Below are 12,216 nucleotides of genomic sequence, written 5' to 3'. Positions count from 1 at the left end.
ATTAGTTACAACCGCATCCACCGCCACCACCACCTTCAGCGCCCCGGGCCGCTTCACGTGTCTGGTAAACATGGTGTCGATAACCATTGGCTATCGCGTCCCGTTCAAAACTCATTATTGGATCAGCCAGATGAGCCCTTTCATAAGGCTGCACCCAGGGCTCGATGCTACACCCCGATAAAGAGAGGGTCAGCAGTAACATTAGAAGTCGACATGAATTAGACATGGCTACAGGACTCATTCTCTCAGCAGGGCGCGAATCTGTTGTTGATAATCGTCTTCATAGCCTGGCTTATAGCCCTTATGCAGGTAGCGGATTTTTCCGTCCCGATCCACCATAAAGGTGCTGGGCATTGCTTTCACCTGATACTCCTTGCTGACAACGTTATTACTGTCATATAAGACAGGAAAATTGACTGGTATATCTTTAAGCATCTTCTCCGCCAGAGCCGGTTCTTCATCCACATTAACACCAAGCAATGTGAAGCCCATATCGTGATAGCGATCGTAAAGCTGCTGCAAAATAGGCATCTCCTGACGACAGGGACCACACCAGGAGGCCCAAAAATTGACCATCACCACACTACCCCGAAGCTCGCTCAGTTTGATGTTTTCACCACTGCGGCTTTTAAGGGTGAAATTCGGCGCAGGTACTGCGTCGCTTGCGGCCAGAAGCGTGCCACAAAAGGCCATCAGCAAACCACCCAGAATCGTGTATCTCAAGCTTCGCGATATACCAAATAAAGTCATCTTCACGTCATCTATCCTCAGAAGAAAAAAGTCAGGCTGCCGGTCATTTCAAAATTGTGAGTGGTCTTACTCTCACCCAACAGATCCGAGTCAAACATATGATCCCTGGCATCGAGATGGATGGTCAGCCAGTCGCTGATCAAAAGCCGATAACCTGCCCCGACATTGATAGTAAATTCATCATCACCGGCAAAGCGGGTACTGCCGATACCACCAATCAGATAGAACTGGCTGTTGTAGGCATATTTACCACCGAGAAACACCTCTCCAGGGAGAATATTGTAACCAGCCGAGAGGTTGTAATAGGTAAATTTTCGTTCTCTGTCGGTGAGCAATTGCACATCACCACTCAGCTGTTCATAACTGGTTTCATTTGCTTCGGATGTACCGATTGCCGCCTCGAGAAAGATCGATTCTGTACCATGGTATGCAAGGCGTAGACCGTAGGCCGCACTGGTTCCAAAGTCCTCGATATTCATCAACCCGACATAAGCGCCGATTTCGAAATCCTCTTCGTCGAAATTGGGTTCAGAGATCTCCCTGCGGGCTATCTCCGGTTCGACCAGCAACTCTTCCCTTAGGTTGTCACCAAGGAGTCCCTCCTCCGCATGGCCGGTTGACAGCGTAAACAGACCCAGCAGGGCTGCTGTACTCAGAAAAAGAAACCGAGTCCGATTTTCCACTGGTCAAAATCCTCATTGTCATCACGACTTGTAAACACAGCGTAGTGACGAAACTCACCACGCAGGAAAAAGCGTCTGGTCAGATAGACCTTCAATCCGGCACCAACATGCGCAGTGGTGTCAGTTCGATCTTCTGTCTCCACCAGGGTACTGCTTGGATTGGTACGAATCACTCCCCCCCCAAGGGTAAAAAACGGACTGAATGTCCATTCAGGAAAGGGCTGTGACACCAAATTCACATCAAACAGGTATTCACTGGAGAAATCCCCCAGGGCCTGAGAAAAACTGATTTCGCTGGAGAGGTTTTCGTTGAAGGCGTAACCGGCATAGAGTCCGAGTAGAGCTGCTCCCTCCATATCGCCACCATAGAAGCTGAACTCCCAGGTCCGATCCCTGAAATCATCCTTCGAATAGGCGACAAGGGGCAAAGGATAACCATCTTCCATGCGGGTCTGGCGCATCTCTTCTATCACCACCCAACCCTGTTTTCCCCGCCGGCTCTCAACCAGAAACCAGTCGGTTCGCCTTTTTAAAATAACCACCCACTCGTCACGCTCTGCCACTTGGTGTACAGGGTAGACAGCGCCAGGACCGGTATGCATCTCAATATAGGGCGCCATTACCTGAACCCGTAGCGAATCATCATCTGCCCAGCTCAAACCAGGCAGCAACAGACCTAGCAGAAAGCTTAAGGCCGAGAGACGGGAAATAAACCTATTCAGTTGCAAACTTCAGTCATCCACAGGAGCGAGAAACGGGTCATTGTAGTACTGTGCACCGATATCAAGCCATTCATAAATAAGCTTGAGTTCAGCATCAGTGAGATATCCGGCATGCACACCGCCTGTCTCGAAGACCTCGGTAAAGCGGCTTTCGTTGGCTGAACCCGCAACCATGGAGGCCCCACCTGGCACAGGTACAGTAACATCAGGCAAGGGGATCGGATTACCTTCACCATCAAGAACTAATTCACCGTTCTCATCTGTCTCATAGAGCTGATTGCCATTTTCATCGGTTGCAGGCACCAGCAGATCGACCAGGATGCCATCCACAACCTCCTGCATGTTGTCTTGATAGAGCAGCTCATGATAGGCGTTGAAGTGTTCGGGTTCATCTTCCGATGCCCCCTCGCTGAGATCGAGTTGTGCGTCGGGCACCACTGTCTCTCCAGCATCATCCGTATCATGACAGACGGTGCAGGTATGATCCTCTACAACATTCTCATCACCATCCAATACAGTTCGTGATACCGCCCACAGAGGATGAATATGCTGCTCATAGTGAATCATTGCCCGACAGAGATCATTCCAGGATGAGCTGCAGAGGCTGTCGTTCAGGGGAGAGGCGGTATCCAGATCGGCATAACGATACGAGAATGGCGCATCGACTTGTCTGACTTCAGGATCGCTCCAGACATCGACGAATACCAGGTCCATGTCCGGATCACAGGCAGCTGCGGTACATTGCAGACGGTTACGTGTCTGCGCCATGGTCTCGCCCACGTCTGTCCAGAGTTCCGGATTGGTATTGGGAAAGGGTTGGCCTGTTTCGACGCTACCGCTGTTCACACTGGGAGGCGCAGCAGTGAGTCGGCCATGGGCCAATAGACTGTCACCCTCATGGCAACCACCACATTCAATAACCTCACCGGGACGGAACTGTAGCCAGAAACTGTGTACCTCGTTGGTGCGTTTGCCATCAGCATCGAGCACACTGAAGCTGATCGGCACATTGGCAGGCACTTTAACCTGTACCGATCCATCAGGGTCAATTGGGGCGTATCCCAAAACCTCTCGCATACCGAATTGGGCCGTGCTGCCAAAGGCGCTGTTGGAAAACTCTAAAACATCATCATCCGGAATTGTAACCTGCTTGATCAGACGCAGAAAACGGGCTGGACGATTAGCAGCAGATGTCAGTGTTGGATCTGAGAGGGTGGCAATATCCGGTTCAGCGATATCGACACCATCCAGATCATAGACACTGCGAATTCGCAGCAACCCGGCCTTTTCCGAAACCAGAGTGGGGTCCAGATCTATACCTGCTGTCTTATCATGGATGATCAGGGGCTCTGTACGCTCTACGGCGACCACTACATCGGTGTAGACCACCCCCTCTTTCGGTTTAACGATCGGCAGCTGAGTCTGTTTTGAGGGATCGTAGATGAACAGACTGTAGAGAGGAGGCGCCGGCTCTGCATCAGGATTTACCAGACGCTCATCGTTACAAGGCACAATTCGCTCATCTTCGATCAAGCGACAGGGACTCCAACTGATCAACAGACGGTCCGTATTGTCGAATAGCGGGTGAGCACTGCGTAACTGACCGCCCATGGTGAGGCTGCCGTCAGTGGTAATCTGGTGATTTGTTGCACTGCTCTGGGCCGGGCCGGTCATCCCCTGGTTCTCCCAGGTGGCCAGTTCGTTGTCGAAATAGGTTTCGCTATCGATGAAGATCAGCGCCCCACCTGCCAGGGTGCCATCAAAGGGTTGGATCAAGCTCATGATACGACCGTCCGGCATCTCCTGGGGCCGCATAAACTGTATCGTGCTGCCATCCGTACCAGTGTCATGACTGTTCAATCCGTAGAGCAACTCCAGCTCTGTGCCATCTGGGTTGATTCGATAGAGATGGATCGCGTTATTACCATCCGCATTGTCCCAGCGACTGAAGACAATCTGACCACTGGTCAATACACTCGGGGAGAAGTCATGGCTGCGATTGAAGGAGATCTGATTGATGCTGGTGCCATCATCGTTCATCACATGCAGCACCATGGCGGGCTCATCCACAGATCTTTCCATGGCCAGATATTGAGGCTTTCCCTCATCCAATAAGCGCGCTTTGGCCTGACGCTGTCGAGTGGAGGAGAAGACGATGCGTCCATCGGGCAGATAGTGGGGAAAACGGTCGTGACCATCCTCTGCAGTGATATCCGATACCACGATTCGCCGTAGATTTGCTGAGGGAATGTCATACTCCCAGATGTTCCAGGTAGGCTGATCTTCCGGTTCAGCATCCTCGATCAGTGGCAGCCTCAGAGAAAACAGCAGTTTGGTGCCATCGAAAGAGACCGAAACATCCTGCACATCACCTTCACCACCAGTGACCGAACCGGTGATATTGACCTCATCCGCACCTGCGGCAGCATAGTCCTTCAGATAGAGATCACCACCGATTTCGGTGGCCTGACTGACCCGAATATCGGTATTGCTCTCTTCGGTAACAGGTCGCTTGACATAGGCAATGGGATAATCGACGACCACAGGATCAGGATCTTGGCTCTCTCCACCACCACAACTCACTAGCACAAGGGCTATTGAGAGCGCATAGATAAGGCTCAGAAATGCCTTGCGGTTAACTGGTTTCATGAACAGTCTGTTCCCTCAACATCCGATAGCTGCAGCTCAGATAGAGCCTCTTATTGAATAAAGTTGAATTCTGCTATCGGCTAATAAAATCATGGACTTGAGAGTCTACCCTATCGAAAACACTAATCAGTGCTCAAGTTCACAACCTGAACAAACAAAAGTCACGAATCCATGACTTTGGATTGACAAAAATAACGACTGATATAGAAGAGGGAGATAAGGTTCCAATCTGCCGGGGAATCTATTTCCGGCGATGTGGTGAATAGGGATTCAGAGGGCGAGAAATCATGTCGGGAAAACACCCATCCACTCCCCAGTACAATTATGGCTGTTTAGCTACCAAAGTGCTCACACTGAGCCTTGCACTCTTGTTTGCACTACCCGCCATGTCTGGGCCGCGGGAACAGGCAAAACGCATGCATGACCGTATTGCCGGTGTACCACCCAGTGCTGAGACCCTGGCAGAGATGGTCACCGAAATTGAGAACAACGACCCTCTGGCAGCAGCCATGCTGGCAATCGAACACCCCGATTTCTACAACGTGACCCTGAAAAACTGGGCGACACCCTGGACCAACGAGGAGCAGACCCCCTTTGCCCCACTCAACGACTACAGCGCTACCGTCATTGGTATGGTGCGTGACGAGGTGCCCTTCAACCAACTGCTGTCAGCCGACATCATCTACACCGGTAGCAGCAGCCCCGCCTACTCCAACGATAACAACGACCACTACGAGGCGATGGAGACTCAGGGCATAGACCTCAAACAAGCCTTGCAGAGACAAACCCAATCCAGCGTAACCGGCCTGCCACCGGAAGGTACCGCTGGCGTGATCACCACCCGCGCCGCCGCCCGGGCCTTCTTTATCGATGGCACCAATCGGGCAATGTTCAGCTTCACCATGCTCAACCATCTCTGCAGGGATCTGGAGCAGATAAAGGACCCTACCCGCCCCAGTGACCGGGTCCGTCAGGATGCATCACGCAGTCCTGGTGGTGACAGCCGGGTATATTTCAACAACTGTGTCGGGTGCCATGCCGGTATGGAGCCATTGGGCCAGGCCTACGCCTACTACAACTACGAATATACAGATGACATGGAGACCGGCCGCCTCTCCTACACCCCCGGCAATGTGCAGCCTAAGTATCTGATCAACAGCTCTGTCTTCAAGGATGGGTTCGCCACACCTGACGACGAGTGGGACAACTACTGGCGTGAAGGACCCAACTCCATTCTCGGCTGGGATTCCACTCTGCCTGGATCGGGCTATGGGGCAAAATCGATGGGGGAGGAGCTGGCCAATAGCCATGCCTTTGCAGAGTGTCAGGTTACCAAGGCCTTTCAGGCAGTCTGTCTACGCTCTCCTGTGGATGGAGCCGACCATAACAAGATTGCTGAAATTACCAGCAGCTTTAAATCCGGTTACAACATGAAAAATGTGTTCGCGGAAGCGGCCGTCTATTGTGCGGGAGACTGATCAGTGAACATACATAACGGATACAACAAATTTCTAAAATGGAGTCGCGGCAATATCTGGCTGCTCTTACCCGTACTTTTGCTCAGTGGACTGCCGGCTTGTCAGGATGGCGTCTCGAACGAGTCTCAGCAAGAGACCACTGTCAATTCGAGCACTTACAGCGGCCCCGCCGCACGTACCAGTGATATACAGGGTTTCAGGGTCAGCCTATGGGAACCCTTGCGAGCACAGAACCGCTGCGGCGCCTGTCACAACACGGGCGGACAAGCCCCAGTGTTTGTTCGGGAAGATGATGTCAATCAGGCCTACGAATCGGTCAATGGCTACATCAATCGCTCTGAACCCGACGAATCATCCCTGGTAACAAAAGTTGCCAATGGGCATAACTGCTGGGAAGCCAGTGACAGCGCCTGCGCCACGATCATTACCAACTATATCGAATCCTGGGTTGGTGATGGCGCCAGCGCTGGCAGACAGATAGAACTCGAAGCACCACCAGAAAACGTAGTCGGCGAAAGCAAGACCTTTCCTGACGATTCAAGCCTGTTCTCAAGTAATGTCCATCCCCTGTTGACTGATTACTGCTCCGAGTGTCATGTAGAGGATGCCGCCTCACCACAATCCCCCTATTTCGCAGCCCCAGATGTAGAGACCGCCTACGCGGCAGTGAAGAACTCCATCGACCTCGACACCCCCAACAACTCCCGCCTGGTACAGCGTCTTATAGAGCTGCATAACTGCTGGGATGATTGCCCAAGCAATGCCCAGGAGATGGAGACAGCCATCACCAATATGGCCAACAATATCTCTCCGACACCGGTTGATCCTGACCTGGTCGTCAGTCGGGCATTGACCCTGCCGGAAGGTACGGTAGCCAGTGGTGGCAGCCGTCAGGAGAACGACATCCTCGCCCTGTATGAGTTCAAGACCGGCAGTGGCAGCACCGCCTACGACACCAGTGGCGTGGATCCGGCAGCCAATCTTACCCTCAGTGGTGACACCACTTGGGTGGAAGGCTGGGGTCTGGAGTTCAAAACCGGCAAGGCTCAGGGCAGTACCGGTGACAGCCGAAAACTGAGCCAGTTGATTCAGGCGACCGGTGAATACACGATAGAAGCCTGGGTAGTTCCAGCCAATGTCACCCAGGAAGGTCCAGCGAGAATCATCAGCTATTCAGCGGGAATCAACGACCGCAATTTCACGCTCGGTCAAACCCTCTATAACTACAACTTCCTGCATCGCTCAAGTACCACAGATGGTAACGGCGAACCCGGCCACTCCACTTCAGATGACGATGAGGATCTACAGGCCACTGAACAACATGTTGTTGCCACTTTCGATCCAGAAAATGGACGCAGACTCTACGTCAACGGCTTTTTCACCGATGATCTGGATGAGACTGCACCAGGCAACCTCAATGACTGGGACGACACCTATGCCCTGGTACTGGGTAATGAAGCTTCCAGCGACCGCCCCTGGGCAGGAAAGGTTCGCCTGCTTGCCATTCACAACAGGGCTTTGACCGAAGCGCAGATTCAGCAGAACTTTGAAGCCGGTGTCGGTGAAAAGTATTTTCTACTCTTCAATGTCAGCGACGTGGTCAATCTGCCTCAAAGCTATGTGATGTTCGAGGTCAGCCAGTATGACAACTACAGCTACCTGTTCCGCCAACCCAAATTCATCAGCCTCGATGACAGCGTTTTACCGGGATCGATCCCACTGCAAGGCATGCGCATCGGCATCAATGGCAAGGAAGCGGCAATCGGCCAGGCCTATGCTTCGCTCGACATGACAATCAATGACTCAGAATATACGGTAAATGGTCAGTTACTTTCGAATATAGGCACCACGATTGCCTCTGAAAAAGGCGCAGAGAGCGATCAGTTCTTCCTGACTTTCGAAACACTGGGTGACCAAACCAATGTCTATGTCGAGCCCGAAGTTGTTCCACCTGGTACCCCCGCTGATGCTGAACCAGCATCCACAGTGGGATTACGTACTTTCGATGAAATCAATGCCACCATGGCCTCACTCACAGGTGTAAGTCAGTCCCTCAGTGCAGTTCAGACCACCTACACTACGATCAAAGAGCAGCTGCCCTCGGCAGAGAACATCAATGGGTTCCTCTCCTCCCATCAGGTCGCTGTCTCGCAACTGGCGATAGAGTATTGCAGTGCCATGGTCGATGATACTGCACTACGATCCAGCTTCTTCCCAGGGTTCGACTTCAACACCAACGCCAATGATATCGCCACAGCCACTTGGCAAAGTCAGGTGGTGACACCGTTGATCGTTAATTTCATGGGTGAAAACCTGGCTACCCAACCTGACCCCGCAATGGTTGAGAGTGAGTTAATGACACTATTGACCGGCAGCGTTGGCCTGGCACGCTGTAGTGGACAATGTGCAGCAGACCGTACGGAAAAAGCCACTAAGGCTGCCTGTGCCTCACTGCTGGGCAGCGCAGTGGTGCTACTGCAGTGATACCAGATGAAAGCGTGTGACGCGCGGACTGAAGATACCAGACGGAAAGATAGATTATGCGTAGAAAAGTGAAAAACCTCTCGCCGGATGCTCCCCTGCTGCATCCCGATCATGCCCGCCCAGTGACACGGCGGGATTTCATCCGTCAAGGCTTCATGGCCGGACTTGGGGCAGTTACCACGCCCTCTCTGTTCGGACTGTTTGCTAATCCGAGGGAGGCCAAGGCAGCGCTATCTTCAGATCTGGAAACCCTCAAAACCTCCTGCGGTATAGACACACTGGGTGGCGGCAAGATCCCGTTCATCTGTTTCGATCTGGCTGGCGGGGCTAATATCGCCGGTTCCAATGTTCTTTCGGGACGACAGGGAGGACAACTCGATTTCCTCACCACTGCTGGCTATAACCGCTTGGGATTACCAGGTGATATGGTGCCATCCATCACCAACCCGGACACAGGCCTGAGCGACTTCATTAATAATGAATTGGGGCTTGCCTTCCATTCTGACAGTGCCTTTTTGCGCGGCATTCTGGAAAAGGTTTCGGTGGGAAACCGGGCCGGTATCAATGGCGCGATCATTCCTGCACGTTCGGAAAATGACACCGCGAATAACCCCCACAATCCGATGTATGCCATCAACCGCTGTGGCGCTGATGGAGAGCTGCTGACTCTGATCGGTTCTCGCAGTTCCGACTCTGGCGGTAACTCACTGGCGCCAGCGGATCAGATTGATCCTTCTGTTCGCCCGACAAAAGTTGACCGCCCCAGTGACACGACTGGGTTAGTCGATACAGGCAAGCTTGTCGGCATGCTGGATCAGTCTGATGCTGTTGCAGTAATGGAAGCGATTCAACGCATCTCAGACATGAAACTCGACAGCGTCAACACCGGTATCTCCACAGATGATGTCGTCAAGGAATTGGTTCGTTGCGGCTATGTTAAGAGTGCAGACTTAGTCGACCGTTATGGTGATCCAGCAGCGCTGGATGTCACTGCAGACACCGACATCATCGGCCCGATCTTCACCCAGGAGGAGTTCGATAGTGATGGAGAGTTTCGTAAAACTGCCTCGGTAATGAAGTTGGTCATCAATGGCTATGCAGGTGCAGGTACAGTCACCATGGGTGGCTATGACTACCATACAGGTGACCGTGCTGTGGGTGAGGTCCGTGATCTACGCGCTGGCCGCTGCATGGGTGCCTGCATCGAATATGCTGCCCGTATCGGTACACCATTGATGCTGTATGTCTTCAGTGACGGATCTGTCTCCAGCAATGGCTCGGTGGACAACTCTGCCGACGGCAGAGGCAAGGGTGTCTGGACGGGTGACAACCAGTCCACAGCTGCCTCCTTCTTCCTGGTCTTTAACCCCGCCGGTCAGCCAACCCTTGCAGGTGGCACCGCAGATGAACAACTGATCCATCAGCAGATTGGCTATTTTACCGCTGATGGTGCAGTGGACAATGGTTCAAGTCCTGCCGCCAATAACGTTAATCAGTTGGTACTGACCGTAGCACTCAACTACCTCGCCCTGCATGGTGAACAGGGGCAGTTCAGCTCACTGTTCGGCACCAGTCTGGGTAATGCAGCAATGCTAGACAGCTTGACCGCCTTCAATCCAGTTGTCTGAGGGAAAATTGAAACAGATTGCCGCTCCTCCTACCAGGGAATGGCAGCGCTCTTGATAACAACCAGGTCACAAAAAAACCACTGCCAATAGTGGCGTCAATTGATTAGAATTCACCGCTTGAAGTTACCCGCCAGGAAGATCCCGAAATGGAACAACAAGCTGTCGATTTTATCGTTTGGAATACAGACCCTACGTTAATCTCTTTTGCCGGCTTGGAAATCCGCTGGTATGGCGCGCTCTTTGCCCTTGCCTATCTACTGGGTTACCAGACCATTCATTGGATCTACCAAAATGAAGGGCGGGAGACCCAACACCTGGAACGTCTATCTGTCTATCTGGTCATCGCCACCATTGCTGGCGCACGATTGGGGCACTGCCTCTTCTACGATCCAGGCTACTATTTGAGTCACCCACTGAAAATTCTAGCCTTCTGGGAGGGTGGATTGGCCAGTCATGGTGGTGGTCTCGGTGTACTGTTCGCCCTCTACATCCATAAACGACAATCTGGTGAAACCTACCTCTGGCTTCTCGATCATTTTGCCATCCCTACTGCGTTGGTCGGTATGCTGATTCGCTTGGGCAATCTATTCAATTCGGAAATCTACGGCACACCAACCAACCTGCCCTGGGCATTCATTTTCGAACGTATCGATCAAATACCCCGCCATCCGGCACAGCTCTACGAAGCAATCGCCTATGGTTTGATTTTCGTTGCCCTGATAATGTTCTACAGACGCATGGGACAAAAGGTTAAGGATGGTCTGATTTTCGGTCTCTTTCTGGTGGCAGTTTTCAGTACCAGATTTATGGTCGAATTCGTAAAAACCAAACAGGCGGCTTATGACAGTGATGTCTGGTTAAGCACCGGACAGTTACTCAGCCTGCCATTCATTGCTGGCGGCCTGATACTGATTCTTCTTGCACTCAGAGGAGACGACAGGAGACATGCTAAGCACACTTCCTAGTGTACTGTCTCCAATGCTATTTTTTCGCTGCAACCTGTCCGGTAAAAACAGCAATCATTGCAATTGAACAGCAAAGTACTTGCTTTGATTTTCAGCACATCTAGGTGGGTCATGGCCCCACCCAGCAAATATCCAAGGCGTAGGGTGGGGCCATGCCCCACCAATCATGGTTAAATTAGATCATCCATATTCGATCTTATATTGTTATTAACCAACAGCACGGTCTTACAATCCCCTTTCTATTTCTCTTAAAAATATTGGGGTTTTCCAGATAGCAAGTTGAGCATAGGATAGTAAGAATGAACAATAGAAACCGTCCAGATAAAGCCTGTAATTGAAGTTTTCTGATCTTAAACCTGAATCCGTGTGATCAGGTTAAATATATATGAGCTTGCTCCACAATCTATTCGATCTCTATCTCGAAGCTGCACCCTGGCTGCTGCTGGGACTCGTAATGGCTGGACTGCTTAAAGCATGGCTTCCCCCAGGCATGTTGCAACAGAAACTTGGTCAGGGCCGCTTTCTACCTGTTATCAAAGCCTCTCTCATCGGTGCCCCGCTCCCCCTCTGCTCCTGTGGCGTATTACCCGCTGCAATGGCTCTGCGTCGGAGTGGTGCATCAAAAAGCGCTACGGTCTCTTTCATGATCTCCACACCAGAGACCGGCCCCGACTCCATCGCCATCACCTACGCCCTTCTGGGTCCCTTCATGGCCCTATTGCGACCGGTGGCGGCAGTCGTCAGCGCACTCTTCACCGGACTGCTCAACAACCTCTTCGACTCGCAGCAGGAGATTAAACAACCATCCAACATCCTACCAGTCATCGACTCAACTGCTTCTGGTTGTAGCGAAGGAG

10 protein-coding genes are annotated in these 12,216 nt (G+C 52.0%); 5 read left to right on the top strand and 5 right to left on the bottom strand.

Annotated features, from left to right (window positions below; all coding sequences use genetic code 11):
• Position 1: 1 nt before the first annotated feature.
• Genes AC4IE7_RS20030 through AC4IE7_RS20010 form a run of 5 tightly spaced genes read right to left on the bottom strand, consistent with a single transcriptional unit; the run spans position 2 to position 4,804 of the window.
• Positions 2 to 226, bottom strand: coding sequence for a DUF4266 domain-containing protein (locus AC4IE7_RS20030; RefSeq protein WP_490778647.1), 225 nt, complete (start codon positions 224 to 226; stop codon positions 2 to 4).
• An 11-nt stretch (positions 227 to 237) separates the two neighbouring features.
• On the bottom strand, positions 238 to 750 hold the full coding sequence (locus AC4IE7_RS20025; RefSeq protein ID WP_490778671.1) for a TlpA family protein disulfide reductase: 513 nt from the start codon (positions 748 to 750) through the stop codon (positions 238 to 240).
• A gap of 17 nt (positions 751 to 767) precedes the next feature.
• Positions 768 to 1,433 (bottom strand): outer membrane beta-barrel domain-containing protein, encoded by a 666-nt coding sequence (locus tag AC4IE7_RS20020; protein WP_490778646.1) that lies wholly within the window; start codon positions 1,431 to 1,433, stop codon positions 768 to 770.
• On the bottom strand, positions 1,403 to 2,161 hold the full coding sequence (locus tag AC4IE7_RS20015; protein ID WP_490778645.1) for an outer membrane beta-barrel protein: 759 nt from the start codon (positions 2,159 to 2,161) through the stop codon (positions 1,403 to 1,405). The genes AC4IE7_RS20020 and AC4IE7_RS20015 overlap by 31 nt, the downstream gene beginning before the upstream one ends.
• Before the next feature lie 3 nt (positions 2,162 to 2,164).
• Positions 2,165 to 4,804 (bottom strand): HzsA-related protein, encoded by a 2,640-nt coding sequence (locus tag AC4IE7_RS20010; protein ID WP_490778644.1) that lies wholly within the window; start codon positions 4,802 to 4,804, stop codon positions 2,165 to 2,167.
• Positions 4,805 to 5,091: 287 nt separating this feature from the next.
• Here AC4IE7_RS20010 and AC4IE7_RS20005 point away from each other — a divergent pair, with 287 nt between their 5' ends.
• From AC4IE7_RS20005 to AC4IE7_RS19985, 5 genes are all read left to right on the top strand, one after another.
• Positions 5,092 to 6,282, top strand: a complete 1,191-nt coding sequence (locus AC4IE7_RS20005; RefSeq protein ID WP_490778643.1) for a hypothetical protein — start codon at positions 5,092 to 5,094, stop codon at positions 6,280 to 6,282.
• Between the two features lie 3 nt (positions 6,283 to 6,285).
• Positions 6,286 to 8,766 (top strand): LamG domain-containing protein, encoded by a 2,481-nt coding sequence (locus AC4IE7_RS20000; protein WP_490778642.1) that lies wholly within the window; start codon positions 6,286 to 6,288, stop codon positions 8,764 to 8,766.
• 56 nt (positions 8,767 to 8,822) lie between these two features.
• The gene (locus AC4IE7_RS19995; protein ID WP_490778641.1) at positions 8,823 to 10,394 is read left to right on the top strand and encodes a hypothetical protein; all 1,572 of its coding nucleotides are present in this window, start codon (positions 8,823 to 8,825) and stop codon (positions 10,392 to 10,394) included.
• Positions 10,395 to 10,540: 146 nt separating this feature from the next.
• Positions 10,541 to 11,359 (top strand): prolipoprotein diacylglyceryl transferase, encoded by an 819-nt coding sequence (gene lgt / locus AC4IE7_RS19990; protein WP_490778640.1) that lies wholly within the window; start codon positions 10,541 to 10,543, stop codon positions 11,357 to 11,359.
• Positions 11,360 to 11,744: 385 nt separating this feature from the next.
• The coding region (locus AC4IE7_RS19985) for a permease (RefSeq protein WP_490778639.1) at positions 11,745 to 12,216 on the top strand (472 nt) is incomplete at its 3' end.

It is taken from the genome of Candidatus Thiodiazotropha sp. AKAK3 (assembly GCF_058244645.1).
This window is presented reverse-complemented; position numbering and strand designations above follow the sequence as displayed.

What these genes read in the sequence shown, in the direction of transcription:
- AC4IE7_RS20030 (WP_490778647.1), bottom strand. Translation starts at nt 226, where the DNA reads ATGTCTAATTCATGTCGACTTCTAATGTTACTGCTGACCCTCTCTTTA.
- AC4IE7_RS20025 (WP_490778671.1), bottom strand. Translation starts at nt 750, where the DNA reads ATGACTTTATTTGGTATATCGCGAAGCTTGAGATACACGATTCTGGGT.
- AC4IE7_RS20010 (WP_490778644.1), bottom strand. Translation starts at nt 4,804, where the DNA reads ATGAAACCAGTTAACCGCAAGGCATTTCTGAGCCTTATCTATGCGCTC.
- AC4IE7_RS20005 (WP_490778643.1), top strand. Translation starts at nt 5,092, where the DNA reads ATGTCGGGAAAACACCCATCCACTCCCCAGTACAATTATGGCTGTTTA.
- AC4IE7_RS19995 (WP_490778641.1), top strand. Translation starts at nt 8,823, where the DNA reads ATGCGTAGAAAAGTGAAAAACCTCTCGCCGGATGCTCCCCTGCTGCAT.
- lgt (WP_490778640.1), top strand. Translation starts at nt 10,541, where the DNA reads ATGGAACAACAAGCTGTCGATTTTATCGTTTGGAATACAGACCCTACG.